A 22,093-nucleotide genomic window follows, 5' to 3' on the forward strand; every position below is an offset into this window, starting at 1 on the left:
CGCCGCGCCGTTGGCCTCGGGCGCGGGAGTGGCCTTGCGGGTGCGGGCGGCCGAGGCCGGGCTCGCCGCGCTGATCGCCAACACGCTCGCCGACCTCTACGCCCGCGACCGGCTGCAGGCGCGGATCGAGGCGGAGGAACGCGCCGCCCGTCTGCTCGCCAACCGGCTGGAAGAGTTGACCGCCCGCCTCGCCGCCGCCGAGACCGCCGCCGAGGCGCGCCGCGCCGCGCTGCGGGCGGCGTCGGCCTCGGCGCTGGCGGAGGCCGGGCGACGGCTTGAGGCGCATGAATCCGCGCTCGACGCCTACCGGACCCGCGGCCTTGGCGAGCCGCTCGCCGCCGCCCGCGCCGATGAGGGGCAGGTCCGCCGCGCCTGGCAGGCGGCCCAGGCGCGGCTGGAGGGGATGCGCGAGGACCTGGACGCGATGCGGGCGGCGGCGGAGGTGCGCGCGCGCGACGACCCCGACCTGCTCGCCCGGACCGGGGAGGCGCGCGCGCTGGGCGCGCTGCGCGACGCGACGCGGAGCCGGCTGCAGGCGGTGGTCGGGGCGGGGGCGGGGGCGACGGGGCCGGAACGCTCGGACATCCGCATCGCCGGTCCCGCCCTGCCGCCCGCGGCGCCGGACCGGCTTTCGGCGGCGACGGCGCTCATCGCGGCGCTTTGCGGCGGGCTTGCGGCGGCCGGGATGGCCGGCGCGGCGGCGGAGGCGACGGACCGCGCCCTGCGCAGCCTCGAGGATGCGGCGGAGGAGGCGCGGATGCCGGCGCTGGCGGCGGTGCCCCGCACGGTCGCGCCGCGATCGGCGGTGGGGCTGGCGGGGGCGGGGTTGGAAGCGTTCTCGGGCGACGGCGGCGCCGCCGCCGGCCTGCTGGCGCTCGCCCGCGCCCGCCCCGCCGGGCCGCTGGCCGAGGCCGGGCGTGCGCTGCGCGTGCGGCTGATGGCCGGGGCGACGGCCCCGATGGTGATCGCGGTGACCTCGCCCGGCCCGCGCGAGGGCCGGTCGGAAACCGCCGCCCTTCTGGCCGAGACCTGCGCCCGCATCGGCCTGCGCACGGTGCTCGTCGACGCCGACATCCGCGCCCCCTCCCAGGCCGCCCGCTTCGGGCTGCAGGGCGCGGCGGATCTGCTGGAGACGCTGGAACGCGGGGCGCCTCTGGACGAGGTGCTGTGGACCGACACCGCCACCGGGCTCAGCATCCTGCCGGCCGAGCCGGCGCCGGCCTGGCGGGCGGACCTGCTGGCCGGCCCGGCGATGGCGGCGCTTCTGGGCGCGCTGCGCAAGCGGTTCGACGTGGTGGTGTTGGATACGCCGCCGCTGCTGTCGGTCGCCGACGGCTTCGTGCTGGCGGCGAAGGCCGACCGGGTGCTGCTGCTGGCCCGCGAGGGGCGGACGCGGCGCGAATCGCTGCGCGCCGCGGCGCGGATGCTGACGGAACACGACATTCGGCCGGCCGGCGTGGCGCTGACCGATGCGCTGGCCCCGACGCGGGCCTCGGGCCTCGCCCGCCGCCCCTCCCCGCCTCGCGACCGCTTCGGGCGGTTTTCGGAAGGGTTCGGGGACGGCTAGGCCGGGCCCGGATCGGAGCTCAGCGGTCGAAGACCTCGTCGACCTCGCCGTAGCCGTCTTCGAGCGCGAGGCGCAGGCGGCGCACGCCCTCCACCTCCACCACCTGCGGATGCACGGTGCGGCCCGCCCGCAAGGCGGCCGCTTCCGCCGCGGCGAGCAGGGTCGCGGAGGCCGACAGCAGCCGCAGGTTCATCCGGGTCGGGAACACGATGGCCCGCTCCCGCGTCTCCCAAAGGCGCAGAGCCTCGGACGGCGCGATCCATTCGGTCATCACCGTCTCGCGCCCGTCATGGACCGGCTCCTGATCCTCCGGCGCGCGGGCGATGTAGAAGAAGGTGTCGAAGCGCTTCGGCGCGGACGAGGGCGCGCACCAGCGGGCGAAGCGGGTCAGCTGGGTCAGGTCGGGGACCACGCCGCGCGCGCGCACATAGTCGAGGAACGGGATCTCGCCGTTCTCCACCGCGGTCCGCTCCTCCGGCGTGCCGGTCTTGCCGCCGGGGGCGAGCAGCAGCCCGGTCTCCTCGAAGGTCTCGCGCACCGCGGCGATGCGGGGCGCGCGCTCGTCCTCCGGCACCTCATGCCAGCCGATGGCGTGGTCGGCCCAGGCGGGGGAGGCGTCCTCCTCGGTCAGCTTGCCGCCCGGGAACATCATGGCGCCCGAGAAGAAGTCGATCATCTGGTTGCGCCGGACCATCAGCACTTCCAGCACCGGCGTCTCGCGCAACAGCATGACCGTCGCGGCCAGGCGGATCGGTTTCGCATCCGGCATCTTGCTTTTCTCCCTTTGCGTTTCTGGCCGGGAGGGTGGCGCCCCGCGGCGGGCTTTGTAAGGGGGAAAAGACAAGGGCCCCGCCGCAGCGCGACGGGGCCCGTTGAAACGGGGGCGTGAAGCCGGGGGCGGCGGTCAGCCGGCCAGCGCCTCCATCACCTCGTCCGACATCTCGAAATTGGCGGTGACGGTCTGCACGTCGTCGTCGTCCTCGAGCGCGTTGATCAGCTTCATCACCTTCTCCGCCCCTTCGAGGTCGAGCTCGTTGGTCAGATTCGGCTTCCAGATCAGCTTGGTCGAAACGGACTCGCCCAAGCTGGCCTCCAGCGCGGTGGAGACCTCGTTCAGGTCGACGCCCGCGCAATAGATCACGTGGTTCTCGTCGTCCGATTCCACGTCGGCGGCGCCGGCCATGATCGCGGCTTCCATCACCGTGTCGGCGTCGCCGACGGAGGCGGGATAGACCACCTGGCCCATGCGGTCGAACATGAAGCCGACCGAGCCGGTTTCGCCCAGGTTGCCGCCATGCTTGGCGAAGAGCGAGCGGACGTTGGAGGCGGTGCGGTTGCGGTTGTCGGTCAGCGCCTCCACCACCACGGCGATGCCGCCGGGGGCGTAGCCCTCGTAGCGGATCTCCTCATAGGTGTCGGCGTCGCCGCCGATGGACTTGTTGATCGCGCGGGTGATCACGTCCTTGGGGACCGAGACCTGCTTGGCCTCGCGCACCGCGAGGCGCAGGCGCGGGTTCTTGTCCGGGTCCGGGTCGCCCATCTTCGCCGCCACGGTGATTTCCTTGGCGAGCTTGGAGAACAGCTTGGAGCGGACAGCGTCCTGGCGCCCCTTGCGGTGCTGGATATTGGCCCATTTGGAATGGCCGGCCATGACGAGCCTCGCGCGGTCTGAAGGGTTTCCCGAATGCGCGCGCTTATAGGCGAGGCGAGGCCGGCCCTCAAGGCCCGCGCCGCAGACCTGCATTACGGGGGGGCGGCTCAGATCGAGATGATCGCCAGCGCGGTCGCCAGCGTCAGGATCACCAGCGCGAACCGCAGACGCCGCTCGTGGCCGTAGAGCCGCGCGAGCCTCGCGTCGCCGGAAGCCGTGCCGGGCAGCGTCTCCCCCCGGCCCATGGCGCGCTGCAATTCGCGCGACGCGGCCATGCGCACCGGCAGGCGGGGGGAGCGGGCGGCGAGGTCCAGATAGGCGTCGCGATGCGTCCGCTCCAGCCGCCTGACCATCGCCTGGATGATCACGCCCCAGAGCGCGAGCACCCCCAACAGCGCGGAGCCCGCCACGACCAGCGCCCAGACCCAGATGTCCGCGCCCGCCACTACAGCGGCCAGATCAGCGGGATCAGCAGGCAGGCGACCACGCCGATCAGCAGGTTCATGCCCAGCCCGATGCGCACGAAGTCGGTGAACTTGTAACCGCCCGGCCCGTAGACCAGCGTGTTGGTCTGGTAGCCGATGGGGGTGGCGAAGCTGGCCGAGGCCGCGATCATCACCGCCACCACGAAGGGGCGCGGGTCGACGCCCAGCGTATGGGCGAGCGCGATGGCGATGGGCGTCATCACCACGGCCACCGCGTTGTTGGACACCAGTTCCGTCAGGGCCGAGCACATCAGGAACAGCATCCACAACGCCGCCTCGGGCGGCAGCTTCATCAGGAACGGCGCGATGGCGTCGACCACCAGCTTGACCGCGCCGGAGCTTTCCAGCGCCGCGCCGATGCCCAGCATGGCGAAGATCAGCGCCAGCAGCCGGCCCTCGACGCTGTCGAACGCCTCGTCCGCGTCGATGCAGCGGGTGAACAGCACCACCGCCACCCCGATGACCGAGGCCGCCACGATAGGCACGACGTCGATGGCCGACAGGAACACCACCCCGAACAGCACCGACAGCACGATCCAGGCGCGGTCGCGGCGATAGGGCCGCTCGGTCGGCTGGGCGACGTCGACGAGGCCGACGTCTTCGGCGAGGCGCTTGATGTCCTCGGGGTCGCCCTCCAGCAGCAGGGTGTCGCCGATGCGAACGAAGATGTCGTCGAGCTGCCGGCCGAGATTCTGGCTCCGCCGATGCACCGCCAGCGGGTAGACGCCGTAGCGGCGGCGCAGGCGCAGCTGGCCCAGCGTGCGGCCGACCATGCGGCAGTTGGGGCCGATCAGCGCCTCCACCGTCACGGTCTTCTTCTCGGAGATCCGGTCGACCATGTGGAGGGCGCGGGTTTCGCGCAGGCCGAGCAGCTCGTTGACCCCGGTGCGCAGCACCACGCGGTCGCCCTCCTGCATCACCACGCCGGCCATGTTGCGGCGAAGCGATTCGTCGCCGCGCAGCACGTCGATCACGCGCATGCCCTGGCGGCGGAACATCTCCACCTTCAGCACCTCCTGCCCGATGATCGGGGAGCCGGGCGGCACCGCGACTTCGGTCATGAAGGACAGGCGTTTGCGCTCGCCCAGGAAGTCGGCCATCGCCTGACGCTCGGGCAGCAGATGGGGGGCCGCGATGCGCAGGTAGATCAGCCCGGTCAGCGCCAGCGCGATGCCGAGCGGCGTGACCTCGAACATCGAGAACGGCTCCATCCCCGCGCCGCGGGCGACGCCGTCGACCAGCAGGTTGGTGGAGGTGCCGATCAGGGTGCAGATCCCGCCGAGGATGGCGAGATAGCTGAGCGGGATCAGCAGGCGCGAGCCGGTCATGCCCATCTTCTGCGCCAGCCGCATGGCGATGGGGATCATCACCACCACCACAGGCGTGTTGTTCATGAAGGCCGAGGCGATCAGCACGAAGAACGCGAAGGCGGCGAGCGTGGCCTTGGGGCGTTTCTCCGCCCGCTCCAGCGCGAAGCGGGTGAAGGCGTCGAGCGCGCCGGTCCGCACCAGCGCGCCGGACAGGATGAACATGGCGGCGATGGTGATCGGCGCCGGGTTGGCGATGGCCCCCATCAGAGCGGAAGGCTCCATCACCCCGGTCGCCAGCAGGATGGCGACGCCGCCGATGGCCACCACTTCGGGCGAGAACCGCTCCATGCAGAACAGGGTGAACATGCCGGCGAGCACGCCCAGCGTCAGCAGCGCCGGCAGGTTGTCGAGGACCAGCTGGATCATGCGCTCGCCTCCATCGGCTCGGTCGCGGGCGGGCGGCGGCGCGGCTGCACCAGGGCCATGCCGGCGATCATCGCCGCAAGAGCCGCCCAGAGCCACCCCGAATGACGCTCGTCCAGCAGCACCACCGACCACAGCACCGCCGAGAGGGTGACGAGATAGGAGACCAGCGAGGCGTAGACCGGTCCGAAGGCGCGGTTCATGCGCAGATATCCCAGATAACAGAGGCAGGAGAGCGCGGCGCCGGCGACGACGGCCTGTTCGGCCGCGCCGAAGGGGCCGGGCAGGGGCACGTAGGCGCCGGGGGTCAGCGCCACATAGGGGATCAGCACCGCCAGCCCGCAGAGCGAGGCGCCGAGCAGGGCGGAGACGGGATCGAGATCCTCGGGCATGCGCAGCGCGACGAAGAGGCCCTCGGCCGCGTAGCAGACCGGCGTGAGTAGCAGGAGCACCACCCAGGGCCAGGCGTCGGGATCGGGCAGCGCCGCCTCGGGCCCCAGCAGCAGGACGATGGCGAGCGCGCCGAGGCCGACGCCCGCCAGGCGGCGCGCCTCCGGCCGCTCGACCCGGAAGGCGAGCGCGAGGAGCAGCGCGAAGATCGGGGTCATGGCGATGACGAGGCCCAGCACCCCGGCGGGCAGGTGCGAGGCGGCGTGAAGCTCCGACAGCGCCGGCAGGAAATTGCCCAGCAGGGCGACGCCCACATAGAAGCCGAGCGCCCGCCAGGTCAGCGGCATCGGCCGGCGGCGGATCGCCTGCGCCACGCCCAGGAACAGAACGAACAGCGCGAAATGCCAGAACATCAGCCCGCCGACGTCATGGCCGGTCGATACCGCGACCTTGACCGCGACGGTCGCGGCCCCCCAGCCGACGCCCACCATCAGCAGCGCCGCGGCGGCGCCGGCGGTGCGCGCCGTCGGCGGGCCGGGCCGGGTGACGGAAACGTCTGAAGTCATGCGGAAGGGCGCTCTCGGCTCGGGGCGGGGACGGGCGGCGGCGCGGATCGGGCGCCGGGGTCGATCCGGGACAGGATTGGGACGGGGGGCGGGACGGCGTTCGGGGCTCTGGAAACAGGCGCGTGCGTCGGGCTCCGTTGCGGGACGGGCGTCCCGGCGGGCGGCCCTCGTCATGGCGCAAGATGCCCTCGCCGGCGCGCCGAGGGAAGCGCCCGCGCCCGCGATGCGAAGCCGCGGGGGGGCGGGTCGCGCGCGCCGCCCCGCCCTCTGTCCCCCGCGCGCGGAACCGGCTATGGGATCGCCATGAGGCTCATGTTCCTGGGAGACGTGGTCGGCCGTTCCGGTCGCGCCGCGGTCGTCGAGCGCCTGCCGGCTTTGCGCACGGCCTGGGCGCTCGATTTCGTCGTGGTCAACGCCGAGAACTCGGCGTCCGGCATGGGGCTGACCGGGGGCATCGCCGCCGACATCCTCGCCGCCGGGGCCGACTGCATCACGCTCGGCGATCACGCCTTCGACCAGAAGGAGATGCTGACCTACATCTCCTCCGAGCCGCGGATCATCCGACCCCTGAACTTTTCGCGCGCGGCGCCGGGGGCCGGTTTCCGCGTCTTCCCCGCGACGCGCGGGCGAAAAGTGCTGGTGGCGCAGGCGCTTGGCCGGGCTTTCATGTCCCGGCCCTATGACGACCCGATCCCGATGCTGGACGCGGCGCTGAAGACCAGCCCGATGCCCGCCATCGCCAACGCGGTGATCGTCGACTTCCACGCCGAGGCGACCTCCGAAAAGATGTCGATGGGCCGGATCCTCGACGGACGCGCGAGCCTGGTGGTGGGGACGCATACCCATGTCCCGACCTCGGACGCGGTGCGCCTGAACAAGGGCACCGGCTACATGACCGACGCGGGCATGTGCGGCGATTACGACTCGGTCATCGGCATGCAGGCCGAAGAGCCGATCCGCCGCTTCGTCACCGGCATGGCCAAGGGGCGTTTCCAGCCGGCGCTGGGCGAGGCGACGCTGTCGGGCGTGGTGGTCGACACCGACGACGCCACGGGGCTCGCCCGCGGCATCTGGCCGGTGCGGGTCGGAGGACGTCTGGCCCAGTGCGCGCCCGAGGGTTATGAGATCCCGGCCTAGCCGTTTTCGGTGATGATGCGGTCGAGCGGACGGTCGGTCGCCTCCGCCGGCAGGAGCGTGTCGCTGCGCTGCGCCGCGTAGGCGAAACCCAGCGCGGGGACCGGCGCGCCTGCCGTCTCCGCCAGCATCGCCAGCGTGCGGTCGTAGAAGCCGCCGCCATATCCGAGCCGCATCCGCACGTCGTCGAAGGCGACCAGCGGCGCGATCACCAGGTCCGGCGTCAGCCAGTCTCCCGAAGCCGGGGCGAGCGCGCCGAACGGCCCGACCTCCAGCGCGCCGTCCGGGGTCCATGCGCGGAACCGCAGCGGCAGACCGGGCCCGATCACCACCGGCGCGCAGATCCGCAGGCCGGCTTCGTGCAGGCGGGTCATGGCGGGGCGGGGATCGATCTCGGTCCGGATCGGCAGGTAGCCCGAGACGATCGCGCCCTTAGGGGCCGTCGCCAGCGCGGCGGCGACCAGCGCCTCGGTTGCCGTCTCGGGCGCGGGGCCGAGCGCCAGATGAGCCTCGCGCCGCCGCTCGAAAGCTTCGCGCCGCGCCTCCGCCTTGGGCACGGCGAGCAGGGAAGGCTCGGTCACGCCCCCAGAAGCTCCGCCACCGCCGCGCGCAGCACCGCCTCGTCGGGCGGCGACAGGCTCGGGTTGCCCGCCCGATGCCCCCAGTCGGAGACGATGGGCCGAAGCGCGGCGTTCGGCATCATCGCCGCTTCGATCTCGTTGTCGGCCACCTGGAAATAGAGGTCGGTGGTGGAGGGCATCAGCAGCGTGCGCGCCTTGATCGCTCCCAGCGCCGCCTTCAGGTCCCCGAAGAACACCGGGTTGTCGGAAATGTCGGAGCGGGTCCAGGTGTCGAGCATCGACAGCAGGTCCTCGCCCTCGCGCCGCATGAAATTCCCCTCCCAGCCGCGAACCAGCCAGTCCTCCATCGTCGCGAAGCCGGCGCCGCGCCACAGCTCCTCCCGGTAGAACGTCTGGCTCATCGCCCAGCCGGCGTAGATGCGGGCGAAGGCGCGCAGGCCGCGCAGGGGTTTTGCGACGAACCGCCCGTCCTGATACGCCGCGTCGGCGGTCAGGGCGGTGCGCAGCCCCTCCAGAAACACCGCGTTATGCGGGCTGGTGCGGGCCGATGTGCAGACCGCGCAGATCGCGTTCACCTGGTCCGGGAACAAAGCCCCCCAGTGCAGCGCCTGCTGGCCGCCCATCGACCAGCCGTAGACCAGCGCGAGCCGCTCCACCCCGAACCGCTCCGCCAGCAGGCGGCGTTGCGCCTGGACATTGTCCCAATGGGTGAACAGCGGCGCTCGTCCGTCGGCATAGGGCATCGCCAGCGTCGAGGGCGAGGTCGACAGCCCGTTCCCGAACTGATTGGGGATCACGATGAACCACCGTTCCGGGTCCAGCACCCGGCCCGGGCCGATCAGCCAGTCGATGTCCGAATGCTGGGCGCCGTAGGAGGTGGGGTAGAGGATGACGTTGGAGCGATCCGCCGCCAGCGTGCCGTAGGTGCGGTAGGCGACATGGGCGGCGGGCAGGGTCATGCCCGATTGCAGGACGGTCGGCCCCAGGTCGAAGATGTGGTGGTCGGACATGGGGGGCTCCTGCGAGGGCTCGGGTCGGGCGGATGTTTCGCCGCCCCGACGGCGGGGTCAAGCGAGCCCGGCCATTTCGTCGCCGCGGCTTGCGGTTTCGCGGCCGTCGGGCCAAGTCGGATGCCTGTCAGAATGTCCGCCTGGAGATCGCCGCATGTCGCCCGAAGCTCAGAAGACCGTGGGGACCGAGGTCCTGTTCCAGCCGCTCGACATCGGGCCGCTTCACCTGAAGAACCGCATCGTCATGGCGCCGATGACCCGCAACAAGGCGCCCGAAGGCATCCCCGGCCAGGCCAACGCCGACTATTACCGCCGCCGCGCCCTCGGCGGGACCGGCCTGATCCTGTCCGAGGGCACGGTGATCGACCGCCCCGGGTCGCGCAACATGCCCCATGTCCCCTTCATCCATGGCGATGCGGCGCTGGCCGGCTGGAAGCTGGTGATCGACGCGGTCCACGCGGCGGGCGGCAAGATGGGGCCGCAGATCTGGCATACCGGCTCCACCCGCGGCGCCGGCGGCTGGGATCCGCAGGTTGAAGTCGAAAGCCCATCGGGCCTCGTCGCCCCCGGCGATGCGCGCGGGAAGGCGATGACCGAAGAGGACGTGGCGGATCTGGTCGCCGCCTTCGCCTCGGCCGCGGCGGATTCCAAGCGCATCGGCTTCGACATGGCCGAGCTGCACGGCGCCCATGGCTACCTGATCGACCAGTTCCTGTGGGACGGCACCAATGAGCGCGACGACCGCTGGGGCGGCAAGGCGCTGCCCGATCGCGCCCGGGTGGTGACCGAGATCGTGCGGGCGGTGCGCGAGGCCGTCGGCCCCGGTTTCCCGATCTTCCTGCGCCTGAGCCAGTGGAAGCAGCAGAACTACGACGCGAAGCTCGCCACCACCCCGGCCGAGATGGAGGCCTGGCTGACGCCCCTCGCCGAGGCCGGGGTGGACGTCTTCCACTGCTCCCAGCGCCGGTTCTGGGAGCCGGAGTTTCCCGAGCTCGACGGCGAGGATGGGCTGAACTTCGCCGGCTGGGCGAAGAAGCTGACCGGCAAGATGACCTGTTCGGTGGGCTCGGTCGGGCTCGACGGCGAGTTCATCCGGACGCTGCGCGGCGGCGAGGGCGCGGCCGCGGCCGGCCTCGGAAAACTGGTCGCGCGGATGGAGCGTGACGAGTTCGACCTGATCGCAGTGGGCCGGATCCTGCTGAGCGACCCCAACTGGCCGGAGAAGATCCGCACCGGAGCCGAGGTCTCGGGCTTCGACGTCTCCGCGATGGCCGAGCTGGTCTGAGGCCGGTCACCCCCCCCGGCCCCCTCACCCCCCGACGCCGCGCGCGGCGTGCGCGCCGGGGGGGCTTTCGAGATAGGCCTTGGTTTCCGGCCGGTCCTGCAGCCAGCCGGCCCAGCGATGCATGACCTTGGCCATCCGCGCCGGCTCCACCCCCAGCTGGGCCATGGCGACGCCGCCGTTGACCGATTCGCGATACTCCGCGATCAGCGCGCCGCGCAGGACGAAGCGGGACATGCCGTCGATCACCACCTTCCGGCCCGCGAACTGGGGGATGGTGGAGGTGAAGCTCGACAGCGACCAGGCGAAGCCCTGGTCGCCGTCGCAGACGCCGTCGAACATCTCCCACCGATACTCGGCCGCGTCGCGGTGGAAGAGGTCCTGCATCATGTGGGCGATCTCGGGCCGGCCCTGGTGGGGGCCGTAGATGTAGTCGTGATAGACCGCGTCCTCGGTGAAGCAGGCGGCGAAGCGGGCGCCGTCGCCGGATTCGGCGGCCTGCGTGAACCGGGCCAGAAGGCGGTTGAAGTCCGGGCTGTTCATTGGCGTTTCCTCTGTGGTCTTCCGGGCGGCTCTGCGGCCGCGCGCCTCCGCGATCCAACGGCGCCGGGCGGGGCGGGGGCAAGTGCGGACGCGCATCCGTCCTGTGATGATGGAGCCCCGCCGGGCGGGCCCGGATCGACAAGGCGGGGGCGGGGCGGCTAGCTTACCCGGCGTCCGGCGCCTTTCTCCGGATGAAACCAGAGGTTTTCCGCATGTCGCTTCGCCTGCTTTCCCCGGTCGAAATCGGTCCGTTCCGGCTCGCCAACCGCATGGTCATGGCGCCGCTGACCCGCTCGCGCGCCGAGGCCGACGGGACCCCGACCGCGCTGATCGCGGAGCATTACCGCCAGCGCGCCTCGGCCGGGCTGATCGTCAGCGAAGCCACGCTGATCTCGCCGCAGGGGCGGGGCACGCCGGACACGCCGGGGCTGTGGTCGGACCGGCAGGTCGAGGCCTGGCGGATGGCGACGGATGCGGTGCATGGCGAGGGCGGGCGGATCTTCACCCAGCTCTGGCATGTGGGGCGGCAGTCGCACCCCGAGCTGCAGCCGAACGGGGAGACGCCGGTCGCGCCATCGGCCGTCGCCGCGGTCGGCCAGTGCCGGACGCCGATGGGGATGCGGGATTATCCGATGCCCCGCGCGCTGGAGGAGGGCGAGATCGCGGCGACGGTCGAGGACTATCGGCTCGCGGCGCGCAACGCGCTGGCGGCGGGGTTCGACGGGGTGGAGCAGCATGCGGCCAATGGATACCTGATCGACCAGTTCCTGCAGGACGGGGCCAACAAGCGCGAGGACCGCTACGGCGGGTCGATCGAGAACCGGGCCCGGTTCCTGTTCGAGTGCCTCGACGCGCTGATCGACGCCTGCGGGCCGGAGCGGGTGGGCATCCGGCTGTCGCCGCTCAACGTGCATGGCGGCATTTCGGACAGCGACCCCTGGGCGCTGCATGAGCATGTGGTGCGGGGGCTCGCGGGCCGGGGTCTCGCCTATCTGCATGTGATCGAGCCGCGGACCATGCCGGGCGGGCGGCATCGGGAGGGGGAGGCGGCCAATGCCGCGCCGCGGCTGCGGCCGCTGTTCGACCGGCCCTATATCGCCGCCGGCGGTTTCGGGCGCGACGGGGCGGAGGCGCTGCTGGCGGCGGGGCATGCCGACATGGTGGCCTTCGGGCGCTGGTTCATCGCCAACCCCGACCTGCCCCGGCGCTTCGCCGAGGACCGGCCGCTGAACCCCTATGACCGCGCGACGTTCTACACCCCCGGCCCGGCGGGCTACACCGACTACCCGACCTGGGACGAGGTCGCGGCCCGGGACGGCGACGCCGCCTGAGCCCTTGGGGCGGGGCCGCGCGTCGGCGTCCCGCGCGTGGCGGCGGGGGCGCCCGCGCGGCCGGGAGACGGCGCGGCGGCGTCGCCGGGCGCCGCGTGCGGCGGAATGAGAAAGGCCCCGCCCCGGGTTCTCCGGGGCGGGGCCTTGATGTTTCTCGCGCAGGGCGGGCGAGGGCGCGGCGATCAGGCCGCCGACTTCTTCTTCTTGATCCCGGCCCACAGCTTCTTGTTGGACAGGTAGAGCAGCGCGGCCAGCAGCGCCACGAACAGGAAGTTCCGCGCGCCGGCCGCCTTGCGGTCGGCGAGCTTCGGCTCGGCCGCCCACATCAGGAAGGCCGAGACGTCGGTGGACATCTGGTCCACGGTCGCCGGGGTGCCATCGGCGTATTCGATGATCCCCTCGGACAGCGGCGGCGGCATGCTGATGTAACCGCCCGGGAAGGTGTGGTTCTCGTAGAGCACCGTGCCCGCCTGCTCCTTGATCTCATCGGTGTAGCCGGTGAGCAGGGAGTGGATGTATTCCGGGCCGCCGATGCCGTTGACCAGCTGGCTCAGACCGGTGCCATTGGGGCCGTGGAAGCCGGCGCGGGCCTTGGCCATCAGGCTGAGATCCGGGGCGCCGGCCGCGGTGTTGGCGGGGAACTTGTCCGAGGTCCGCGCGGTGCGGGTGTCGCCGGGCAGGGCCCCGTCCGAGTCGTCCGCCACCTGATAGAGCGCCGCGATGGCGCTGACCTGATCGGCGTCGTAGCCCGGGCCGGTGGCGTCGGCGAGGCTGCGGAACGACACGAACTTCATGCCGTGGCAGGCCGCGCAGACCTCGTTGTAGACCTGCAGCCCGCGCTGGAGCTGGTGCTGGTCATAGCTGCCGAGCGGCCCCTCGAACGAGAAGCTGATGTCGGTGACATGGCCGCCTTCCGCGGCGAAGCCGGCGGCCGGGAGGGCCGCGGCCAGCGCCGCGACGGCGAGGGTTTTGCGGATGCGCATGGTCATCGTCTCCTTCGCCCCGCTCATTCGGCCGGGGTCGCGGCGGCGCCGGACTTGGCGTATTTCTCCGCCATGGCGCGGTCGAAATCCTCTTCGATCGTCGCCGGGATCGGCTTCGGGGTCTCGACCAGGCCGAGCACCGGCAGGATCACCAGGAAGTAGCCGAACCAGTAGATCAGGCCGATCAGGGAGATGGTCGGCACCAGCCCCTCGGCCGGCATGCCGCCGCACCACATCAGGATGAAGAAATCCAGCACGAAGATCCAGAACCAGATCTTGAACTTCGGCCGGTAGCGGCCCGAGCGCACTTTCGACGTGTCCAGCCACGGCGCGAACAGCAGCACCGCGATGGAGCCGAACATGCAGATCACGCCGCCGAGCTTGGAGTCGATGAACCAGATGTCGAAGGTGATGGCGCGCAGGATCGCGTAGAACGGCAGGAAGTACCATTCGGGAACGATGTGGGCCGGGGTGGAGAGGGGGTTGGCCTCGATGTAGTTGTCCGCATGGCCGAGGTAGTTCGGCATGTAGAACACCATGATCACGAAGACCAGCAGGATCACCGCCAGGGCGAACAGATCCTTGATCACGTAATACGGCCAGAACGGCACCGTGTCCTTCTTGACGTCTTCGATCGAGGTGCGGCGGACTTCAACCCCGGTCGGGTTGTTGTTGCCGGTGGAGTGGAAGGCCCAGATGTGCACCACGACCAGCCCGACGATCACGAAGGGCAGCAGGTAGTGCAGCGAGAAGAAGCGGTTCAGGGTGGGGTTGTCGACGGCGAAGCCGCCCCACAGCCAGTTCACGACGGGCTCGCCGACCAGGGGCAGCGCCGAGAACAGGTTGGTGATCACCGTCGCGCCCCAGAAGGACATCTGGCCCCAGGGCAGGACGTAGCCCATGAACGCCGTCGCCATCATGGCGAGGTAGATCAGGACGCCGATGATCCAGGTGACTTCGCGCGGGGCCTTGTACGACCCGTAGTATAGGCCGCGGAAGATGTGGAAGTAGACCGCGATGAAGAACAGCGACGCGCCGTTGGCGTGCATGTAGCGCAGCAGCCAGCCGCCGTTGACGTCGCGCATGATGTGCTCGACCGAGGCGAAGGCCATCTGGGTGTTGGCGGTGTAATGCATGGCCAGCACGATGCCGGTCACGATCTGCATCGCCAGACAGACCGTGAGGACGATGCCCCAGATCCACATCCAGTTGAGGTTCTTCGGCGTCGGGATCATCAGCGTGCCGTAGATGATCCCGCCGATCGGCAGGCGGGCGTCCAACCACTTTTCGAAGCTGGACTTCGGCTTGTAGGGCTCGTGCGGGATGCCGGACATGATCGTCTCCTCAACCCAGCTTGATCTTGCCGTCGGCCATCGCGGCCACCGGGACGGGCAGGTTCTCGGGCGCGGGTCCTTTGCGGATCCGCCCGGCGGTGTCGTAATGCGAGCCGTGGCACGGGCAGAACCAGCCGTCGAAATCGCCGGCCTCGCCCAGGGGCACGCAGCCCAGATGGGTGCAGACGCCCAGCATGACGAGCCATTCGCCGGCCTCGTCGAGGGTGCGGTTCTCGTCGGTGGCGGGCTGGCCCTCATGCTGCGCGTTGCGCGCGATGGGGTCCTTGAGATCGCTCAGAGGGACGGCGCGTCCCTCTTCGATCTCGGTCTCCGTCCGGCGCCGGATGAACACCGGCTTGCCGCGCCATTTGACGGTCAGCTGGGTGCCGACCTCCACCGCGCTGACGTCCACCTCGATGGAGGCGAGCGCCAGCACGTCGGCGCTGGGGTTCATCTGGTCGATGAGGGGCCAGACCGCCGCGCCGGCCCCGACGGCGCCGACGGCGGCCGTCGCGACGTACAGGAAATCCCGGCGGGTCGGTTCGGCGTCCGATTCTGCGTGGGCCACGAGGCTGTCCCCCTTCGCGTGTTCGTCGCGTCCCCCGCCTGTTTCGCGGACGCCCGGCTGGCGCCTGGAGTGGCTGGCGGGACGAAATGCCGACGGTCCGTCCCAGAGTGGGATGAACCGATCCGGAGGTCGATTACCGCCGCCAAAGTTGAAGGTCCAGAGACAGGTAGACGCAGAGTCGCCCCATTTCGGTTTTTTCTCACGGCATTGGCGTCAAAGCCGCGGGGTTCATCCCACCCTGCGGAGCACGGCTCCGGCGGGGCGCGGCGAGGGATCGCAGGACCGGGCGCCGGCCTTCGCGCGGCGTGGCCGGGGCGGGACGAATCGTCGGCGTCAGTCGGTTCCGCGGGCCGGCGCCGGGGTCCACGGACCGGCGGGACCGAACACCACGTCATGCATCAGTCGTGTTTGTCCACGAGCCGTGCGCGCCGAGCAATTCGCTTGTGAAAAAGGAAAAACATGAGCCAACGCAATGATATCGCCAGTACAAAAAATATGACCGCAAACGAGAATCCTCCAATTATTGCGTTGTTGTCGTCGCTGCCGCTTAAGGCATTTCCCAATCCCACGCCGAGACAAAGTATTGTGCTGAGAATGGATAGAAAAAATAAAATTATCAATCCACCTATCCAAAATCCATCGGGTGGGGGGATAAAGTAATAACCTCTGACAGACGAAGATCTCTCAATTTCGTCGCTGAGATCCTTTAATTTTCTATTGAGTGACTCTTCTAATATTGCAAGTCGACGCGTATGTCGATCCAATATGGCAGCGTCAACGGAGTCCGGCCTGGTTCTTTCGATTTTTTCAATGATTTCTACCAAGCGTTCGATGCTCTGAAAACGAGCTTTCTCGCTTGCTGATTTTTCTTGCCCAAGCCATCGGTTGAGCAATTGCAAAAGTATTGGCGTTAGCAATGCGCTAAATGCCGCAGGCGCTTCCCAAGGTATTGTGCCAGATTCGCTAACCATCAATAGCCCTCTGAATAAGGAATCACCAAGCTAATTGAACAACAGTTACTCCGCCGCGTCGAGACCGAGGAACCCGCCCGATTGCCGCGCCCACAGGTCGGCATAGGCGCCGCCGCGGGTGATCAGGGCCTCATGGGTCCCCTGCTCGGCGATGCGGCCGTCCTCCATCACCACGATCCGGTCCATGCGGGCGATGGTCGACAGGCGGTGGGCGATGGCGATGACGGTGCGGCCCTCCATCAGCCGCTCCAGCGCTTCCTGCACCTCGGCCTCGGTCTCGGAATCGAGCGCCGAGGTCGCCTCGTCCAGCATCAGGATCGGGGCGTCCTTCAGGATCGCCCGCGCGATCGCCACCCGCTGCCGCTGCCCCCCGGACAGCTTCACGCCGCGCTCGCCCAATCGGGCCTCGTAGCCGGTGCGGCCGCGGAAATCCTCCAGCTCCTCGATGAAGTCGTGGGCGGAGGCCTGGCGGGCGGCCTCCATCGCCGCCTCGCGCCCCGCGTCGGGGCGGCCATAGAGGATGTTGTCCATGGCCGAGCGGTTGAACATCGCGGTGTCCTGGGTGACGAAGGCGATCTGGCGGCGCAGGTCGTCCTGCGCGAGCGCGCGGATGTCCTTGCCGTCCAGCGCGATGCGCCCCTGCTCCACGTCGTAGAGGCGCAGCGCCAGCTTCATCGCGGTGGACTTGCCGGCGCCCGAACGCCCGACCAGCGCCACCTTCTCCCCCGGCCGCACCGAAAGGTCGAAGCGATCGAGCCCGCCGCCGCGGTCGTCGTCGCGGTCGCGGCCATACTGGAAGGTGACGTTCTCGAAGGCCAGCGCGCCCTTGGCGCGGGGCAGGGGGGCGCCCTGGGGCGCGTCGCTGAGGCTGTGGGGTGGGGTGAGGGTGCGGATGCCGTCTTCGACCACGCCGGCATTGGCGAACATGCCCATGGCGGTGAAGCTGATCCAGCCCGACATCTGGCCGATGCGCAGCGCGAGCAGCCCCGACAGCGCCACCGCGCCGGGAGAGCCCGTGCCCTGGCCCCAGAGCCACAGCGCCGTGCCCACCAGCGTCAGCGGCAGCACGCCGGCGAGCGTCGCGATCACCGTGCGATAGGTCCAGGCGAGGCGGCCGAAGGCGATCTTGGCCTCGCGCAGGCGGCCCAGAGCCTCCTGCGCATAGTCCTCTTCGCGGCCCGCATGGGCGAAGAGCTTCACCGTCTCCATGTGCGAAATCGTGTCGACCAGCTGTCCCGACAGGGCGGATTGCGCGTCGGCCCGTTCCCGTGCGCTCGCCCGCAGGCGAGGCAGCATCCATGCGACCCAAGCCAGATAGACGACCAGCCAGCCCAGCAGCGCCAGCGTCAGCCGCCAGTCCGCCGCGCCCAGCGCCACCAGCGCGGCGACCATGGAGGCGAGCGCGAAGCTGACCGCCTGCACGACCTCGGAGGCGAGCTCGGTCAGCGCGGTCCCGGTCTGCAGCTGCTTGGCGGAGATGCGGCCGGCGAAATCATCCTCGAAATATTTCATCGGCTGGCCGAGCGTGTGGCGATGCAGCCGGAACACGGTCAGCTGGAACATGCCGGGCTGGAGGCTGAACTGCATCAGCCCCGACGAGATCGCCACGCAGATCGGGCGCACCGCGAAGACCGCGATGCCGGCGAGCGTCAGCAGCATTCCATGTTCCGCGAGGAAGGCGGCGCGGGCCCCGGGTTCGGTCAGCGCGGGGCCGGCCGTGGCGATCAGGTCGACCGCCCAGGACACCGCCCAGGCCACGCCGACCTCGGCCCAGGCCAGAGCCACGTTGGCGAGCATGGCGAGAAAGAACACCGGCCCGGCCCCGCGCAGGGCCCAGCGGCAGAAGGCGAGGAACCCCGACGGGGGCGGGCCGTCCGCCGGGGCGGAGGGGTCGAAGAGGTCGGCCGTGCGGCGCGCCCAGTCGCGGGAGGGGCGGGCGCGTTCGGGCGCCTCGGGGGCGGAGAAGTCGGTCACGGGTCGCGGGCCTCCTGCGGGTTCGGGCCTCGGGGGGATAGGGGCTCGACCCGGCGCGAGGTCAAGGGCGCGGGGGCGATTTGTCCCGCCGCGGGCGACGATGGGCTTGGCCGGCGCAGGCGCCGGGATGACCGCGGCCGGCTCAGGCGCCGGCGCGGGCCTCGACGATGCGCTTGATGTTGGCGAGCGCGGTGGCGGCCTCGGCGTCGATCCCGGCGATCTGGGCCTCGGTGATCGGACGGGGGCGGGCGGGGTTGGTCACGGTGCGCGTGAAGCGGGTCAGGCCGCCGGTCCGGGCCACGTCATAGCGCGCGATGACGGGACCGAGGAAGTCGGCCGCCGTCTCGCCGACCCAGAACGCCGCCGGGGCGTGATCGGCGACGCGCCAATGCAGCACGGCAGGGCCGGTGCGGGTATGCCATTCCTCGCGGAACGCGTCGCCGGTGAGCAGCGGCCGGTCGGGGCTGTCGAGCTTGTGGGAGGCCGCCAGCCATTCCGGCCAGGAATTGGGGTTCGAGACGTAGTCGAGCACCGCGCCCGGATCGGCGTCGATGTCGACATGGTGGCTGCGCTGGAAGGCGTGGGTTGGCGCGTCGTTCGCGTGGACGTCGGTCATCTGGGCTCTCCCGGGGTTTTTTGGTCCGGCGGTCGAGGCGCCGCCGTCGGGCGCAGAATGCGGGCGCGGGCGGGGGCGAGGCAAGCGCGTCGCCCCCGCGCCGTCGCCTCACTCCGCCGCCTGCGCCTCGTCGGTGGCGAGGAACCCGCCCGACTGCCGCGCCCAGAACCCGGCGTAGAGCCCGCCGGCGGCGAGCAGCTCGTCATGGGTTCCGGTCTCGGCGATGCGGCCTTCGTCCAGCACGACGATCCGGTCGAGCCGCGCGATGGTCGACAGGCGGTGGGCGATGGCGATCACCGTCTTGCCCTCCATCATGCCGTAGAGCGCGTCCTGGATCGCGGCCTCGACCTCCGAATCCAGCGCCGAGGTCGCCTCGTCCAGCACCAGGATCGGGGCGTTCTTCAGCACCACCCGGGCCAGCGCGATCCGCTGCCGCTGTCCGCCCGAGAGCTTCACCCCCCGCTCGCCGACATGGGCGTCGTAGCCCTTGCGGCCCTCGGGATCCTCGAGCCCGGGGATGAACTCCGCCGCGCTGACCCGCGCCGCCGCCTCCGCCATCTCGGCGTCGGAGGCGCCGGGCCGGCCATAGAGGATGTTGTCCCGCACCGAGCGGTGCAGCAGCGACGTGTCCTGCGTCACCATCCCGATCGCCGTGCGCAGCGAATCCTGGGTCACATCCCGCACCGACTGGCCGTCGATCAGGATCCGCCCCTCCTCCAGTTCGTGGAAGCGGAGCAGCAGGTTCACCAGGCTCGACTTGCCCGCGCCCGACCGGCCGACGAGCCCCACCCGCTCGCCCGGCTTGATCGTCAGGTTCAGCCCGTCGAGCCCGCCGGCCCGCTTGCCGTAGCGGTGGCGCAGGCCTTCGAACCGGATCTCCCCGCCCTGCACCTTCAGATCCGGCGCGCCGGGCGCGTCGGTGATCTCATGGGGGCGCGAGATGGTGGTCATGCCCTCGCGGATGATGCCGGCGAACTGGAAAAGCTGGGAGGTCACCCACATGATCCAGCCCATCATCGCCGACAGCCGGATGGTCAGCGCGGTCGCCGCCGACACCGCGCCGGCCGTCGCCGCGCCCACGGACCACAGATAGACCGCCGTCCCCACCGTTCCCACGATCAGCAGGCCGCCGGCGACGGAAAGGCAGATGGACATGATGGTCTGCAGCCCCATCTCGGCCGCGTCCCGCTCCCGCAGGTCGGCGATGGCCTCGCGGGCGAGGTCCAGCTCCTTCTCCGCATGGGCGAATAGCTTCACCGTCTCGATGTTGGAATAGCCGTCGACGATCTTGCCGGTGAGAGCCGAGCGTCCCTCCGACGACCGCTTCGCCGCCTGGGCCATCTTCGGGATCAGCAGGCGCAGCACCACGCCGTAGAACACCAGCCACAGCGCGATGGGGATGGCGAGGCGGGGGTCCGCGTCGCCCAGAACCAGAACCGCGCCGACCACATAGGCGGTGAAATAGGCCACCGCCTCCAGCGCGCCATAGGCGGAATCCTCGACGGCGGGGGCGGTCTGGATGATGCGGTTGGCGATGCGCCCGGCGAAATCGTTCTGAAAGAAGCCGACCGACTGGCCCAGCACATGCTTGTGCGTGCGCCAGCGCACCAGCGCCACGGCGTTGACCCCGACGCCCATGTTGAGCATCGACATCTGTAGCGCGATGGCGAGCGGGCGGATCAGGAGCACGCCGAGCGCGGCGCCGACCAGCTCCAGCCCGTGCAGCGACCACAGCGCCTCCGGCCCCTCGGCCGAGGCGGCGAGCATGTCGACGATGCGCCCCGCATAGAAGATCATGCCGGTCTCGATCATCGCGACCACCAGCCCCATGAACGCGGAGAAGATCATCGGCCCTTTCAGGGGGGCGAGATACATCCGCATGAAGGGCCAGTAGCGGTCCGGGGGCGTGCGGGCCTCGAAAGGCGCGAACGGGTCGACGAGGTTCTTGAGGCGGTCGAACATGACCGGCCCTCCATCAGCGATAGGATCGGGACCCGCGCCCGGAGCGGCGCAGGCGGGAAGGTCGGGGCGGTCCGCGGGCCGGGCCGGCAGGGCCGGGCCGCGCGGACGCGGAAAGGATTGAGCGCGCGGATCGCGCCTGTTCGCCGGGCTCGTGGGGCGAGGCCGGGGGGCTTGAAAAACAAAAGGCCGCCGACGCGCGGGATCACGGCAGGGTCTGGCGACCCCGCTCCCTCGCGCTTGCGCCTACCTAGGGCGAAATCGTAAAGGTTCAATATGAAAGAGGAGGGCCAGCAGTGGAAACGTCCGCAGCGCCGGTAGGCGAGACCGAAAAGACACGCGCCGCCGCCTGGTTCTCGGAGCTGCGCGACCGCATCTGCGCGGCGTTCGAGGCCATCGAGGACGCGCAGCGGACCGGCCCCCACGCCCATCTGCCCGCCGGCCGCTTCGAGCGGACCGAGACCTCCCGCGCCGGGGAGGGCGAGGGCGATCAGGGCGGCGGCGTCATGTCGGTGATGCGCGGCGGCCGGGTGTTCGAGAAGGTGGGCGTCAACGTCTCGGCCGTCTATGGCGTGCTGGGCGCGCAGGCCCAGCGCTCGCTGACCGCGCGGCGCGAGATCGAGGGCCTGGCCGCGGATCCGCGGTTCTGGGCCTCGGGCATCAGCCTGGTCGCGCATATGCGCTCGCCCAAATGTCCGGCGGTGCACATGAACACCCGCATGTTCTGGACGCCGACCGCCTGGTGGTTCGGCGGCGGCGCCGACCTCAACCCGATGCGGGAGGAGCCCGACGACACCGCCTTTTTCCACGACGTGCTGCGCGCCGCGCTCGACCGCCACGACCCCGGCTATTACCCGCGCTACAAGGCCTGGGCGGACGAGTATTTCTGGAACAAGCACCGGCAGGAGCCGCGCGGCGTCGGGGGCGTGTTCTGCGACGACCACTGCACCGGGGACTGGGAGGCGGATTTCGCCTATATCCAGGATCTGGGCCGGGCGTTCCTCGACGCCTATGTGCCGATCACCCGGCGCCGCACGACCGAAAGCTGGACCTCCGAGGACCGCGAACATCAATTGTTCCGCAGGGGCCGCTACGCCGAGTTCAACCTGGTCTACGACCGCGGCACCCGCTTCGGGCTGGAGACGGGCCATAACCCGGACGCGGTGCTGATGTCGCTGCCGCCCGAAGCGAAGTGGCCCTGAGCGCTCGGGCCGCGCCGCGGCCGGCTTGAGCCGCGCCCTTTGCGTCTCCGCCACAGGAATGGTTTCCATTTGCGCGCCAGAAAGAGGGGAGCCCGGTCTTTCTCCGCTTCATGCGGCGTTTTACTCCCCGAGCCCCGGAAGCAAGCCTTGATGTTCGAAAAGCCTTTGGCATAGGGCTGATTGTCCGGACGGCAGATGACTGCGCGACCGGAA

At 70.4% G+C, this 22,093-nt stretch carries 19 protein-coding genes and 1 pseudogene; 5 read left to right on the top strand and 15 right to left on the bottom strand.

Going from position 1 to position 22,093, the window contains the following annotated elements; all coding sequences use genetic code 11:
- Positions 1–1,567 (top strand): annotated as a pseudogene (locus ACTB72_RS07700) (hypothetical protein); the annotation flags it as partial.
- A 19-nt stretch (positions 1,568–1,586) separates the two neighbouring features.
- On the opposite strand, the gene ACTB72_RS07705 reads toward ACTB72_RS07700, so the two are convergent.
- The 5 genes from ACTB72_RS07705 to ACTB72_RS07725 form a co-directional block, all read right to left on the bottom strand.
- Positions 1,587–2,336 (bottom strand): NUDIX hydrolase, encoded by a 750-nt coding sequence (locus ACTB72_RS07705; protein WP_463036400.1) that lies wholly within the window; start codon positions 2,334–2,336, stop codon positions 1,587–1,589.
- Between the two features lie 135 nt (positions 2,337–2,471).
- Positions 2,472–3,218: a YebC/PmpR family DNA-binding transcriptional regulator gene (locus ACTB72_RS07710; RefSeq protein ID WP_463036401.1), complete on the bottom strand. Its 747-nt coding sequence runs from the start codon at positions 3,216–3,218 to the stop codon at positions 2,472–2,474.
- A 107-nt stretch (positions 3,219–3,325) separates the two neighbouring features.
- Positions 3,326–3,664: a hypothetical protein gene (locus ACTB72_RS07715; RefSeq protein WP_463036402.1), complete on the bottom strand. Its 339-nt coding sequence runs from the start codon at positions 3,662–3,664 to the stop codon at positions 3,326–3,328.
- The gene (locus ACTB72_RS07720) at positions 3,664–5,439 is read right to left on the bottom strand and encodes an SLC13 family permease (protein WP_463036403.1); all 1,776 of its coding nucleotides are present in this window, start codon (positions 5,437–5,439) and stop codon (positions 3,664–3,666) included. Before ACTB72_RS07720 ends, ACTB72_RS07715 begins: the two co-directional genes overlap by 1 nt.
- Positions 5,436–6,392, bottom strand: coding sequence for a DMT family transporter (locus tag ACTB72_RS07725; protein ID WP_463036404.1), 957 nt, complete (start codon positions 6,390–6,392; stop codon positions 5,436–5,438). The genes ACTB72_RS07720 and ACTB72_RS07725 overlap by 4 nt, the downstream gene beginning before the upstream one ends.
- Before the next feature lie 303 nt (positions 6,393–6,695).
- Between ACTB72_RS07725 and ACTB72_RS07730 the strand changes: the two genes are divergently transcribed.
- Positions 6,696–7,529 (top strand): TIGR00282 family metallophosphoesterase, encoded by an 834-nt coding sequence (locus ACTB72_RS07730; RefSeq protein ID WP_463036405.1) that lies wholly within the window; start codon positions 6,696–6,698, stop codon positions 7,527–7,529.
- Here the strand turns inward: ACTB72_RS07730 and ACTB72_RS07735 are convergent.
- Both ACTB72_RS07735 and ACTB72_RS07740 read right to left on the bottom strand, forming a co-directional pair.
- The gene (locus tag ACTB72_RS07735) at positions 7,526–8,107 is read right to left on the bottom strand and encodes a 5-formyltetrahydrofolate cyclo-ligase (protein ID WP_463036406.1); all 582 of its coding nucleotides are present in this window, start codon (positions 8,105–8,107) and stop codon (positions 7,526–7,528) included. The two genes, ACTB72_RS07730 and ACTB72_RS07735, sit on opposite strands and share 4 nt — an antisense overlap.
- Positions 8,104–9,117, bottom strand: a complete 1,014-nt coding sequence (locus tag ACTB72_RS07740; RefSeq protein WP_463036407.1) for an alpha/beta fold hydrolase — start codon at positions 9,115–9,117, stop codon at positions 8,104–8,106. The genes ACTB72_RS07735 and ACTB72_RS07740 overlap by 4 nt, the downstream gene beginning before the upstream one ends.
- Positions 9,118–9,271: 154 nt before the next feature.
- Here ACTB72_RS07740 and ACTB72_RS07745 point away from each other — a divergent pair, with 154 nt between their 5' ends.
- Positions 9,272–10,402, top strand: a complete 1,131-nt coding sequence (locus ACTB72_RS07745) for an NADH:flavin oxidoreductase (RefSeq protein ID WP_463036408.1) — start codon at positions 9,272–9,274, stop codon at positions 10,400–10,402.
- A gap of 24 nt (positions 10,403–10,426) precedes the next feature.
- Here ACTB72_RS07745 and ACTB72_RS07750 read toward each other — a convergent pair whose 3' ends face one another.
- Positions 10,427–10,942, bottom strand: a complete 516-nt coding sequence (locus ACTB72_RS07750) for a nuclear transport factor 2 family protein (RefSeq protein WP_463036409.1) — start codon at positions 10,940–10,942, stop codon at positions 10,427–10,429.
- A gap of 212 nt (positions 10,943–11,154) precedes the next feature.
- On the opposite strand from ACTB72_RS07750, the gene ACTB72_RS07755 reads away from it, so the two are divergent.
- Positions 11,155–12,273, top strand: a complete 1,119-nt coding sequence (locus tag ACTB72_RS07755) for an alkene reductase (RefSeq protein ID WP_463036410.1) — start codon at positions 11,155–11,157, stop codon at positions 12,271–12,273.
- A gap of 182 nt (positions 12,274–12,455) precedes the next feature.
- Here ACTB72_RS07755 and ACTB72_RS07760 read toward each other — a convergent pair whose 3' ends face one another.
- The 7 genes from ACTB72_RS07760 to ACTB72_RS07790 all read right to left on the bottom strand — a co-directional run bounded on the left by ACTB72_RS07760 (position 12,456) and on the right by ACTB72_RS07790 (position 20,681).
- Positions 12,456–13,250 carry a cytochrome c1 gene (locus ACTB72_RS07760; RefSeq protein WP_463036428.1) on the bottom strand — a complete coding sequence of 265 codons (795 nt, stop codon included), beginning with the start codon at positions 13,248–13,250 and terminating at the stop codon, positions 12,456–12,458.
- A 29-nt stretch (positions 13,251–13,279) separates the two neighbouring features.
- Positions 13,280–14,590, bottom strand: a complete 1,311-nt coding sequence (locus ACTB72_RS07765; RefSeq protein ID WP_463036411.1) for a cytochrome b — start codon at positions 14,588–14,590, stop codon at positions 13,280–13,282.
- 10 nt (positions 14,591–14,600) lie between these two features.
- On the bottom strand, positions 14,601–15,158 hold the full coding sequence (petA, locus tag ACTB72_RS07770) for a ubiquinol-cytochrome c reductase iron-sulfur subunit (RefSeq protein WP_463036412.1): 558 nt from the start codon (positions 15,156–15,158) through the stop codon (positions 14,601–14,603).
- A gap of 398 nt (positions 15,159–15,556) precedes the next feature.
- Positions 15,557–16,129, bottom strand: a complete 573-nt coding sequence (locus ACTB72_RS07775; RefSeq protein ID WP_463036413.1) for a hypothetical protein — start codon at positions 16,127–16,129, stop codon at positions 15,557–15,559.
- 45 nt (positions 16,130–16,174) lie between these two features.
- Positions 16,175–18,103, bottom strand: coding sequence for an ABC transporter ATP-binding protein (locus ACTB72_RS07780; protein ID WP_463036414.1), 1,929 nt, complete (start codon positions 18,101–18,103; stop codon positions 16,175–16,177).
- 142 nt (positions 18,104–18,245) lie between these two features.
- Positions 18,246–18,719 (bottom strand): SRPBCC family protein, encoded by a 474-nt coding sequence (locus ACTB72_RS07785; RefSeq protein ID WP_463036415.1) that lies wholly within the window; start codon positions 18,717–18,719, stop codon positions 18,246–18,248.
- Between the two features lie 108 nt (positions 18,720–18,827).
- Complete coding sequence (locus ACTB72_RS07790; protein WP_463036416.1) at positions 18,828–20,681, bottom strand: ABC transporter ATP-binding protein; 1,854 nt, start codon at positions 20,679–20,681, stop codon at positions 18,828–18,830.
- 293 nt (positions 20,682–20,974) lie between these two features.
- Between ACTB72_RS07790 and hemF the strand changes: the two genes are divergently transcribed.
- Entirely contained in the window at positions 20,975–21,880 is a 906-nt protein-coding gene (gene hemF, locus ACTB72_RS07795) for an oxygen-dependent coproporphyrinogen oxidase (RefSeq protein WP_463036417.1), read from the top strand.
- Positions 21,881–22,093 lie beyond the last annotated feature (213 nt).

The organism is Albimonas sp. (genome assembly GCF_055129145.1).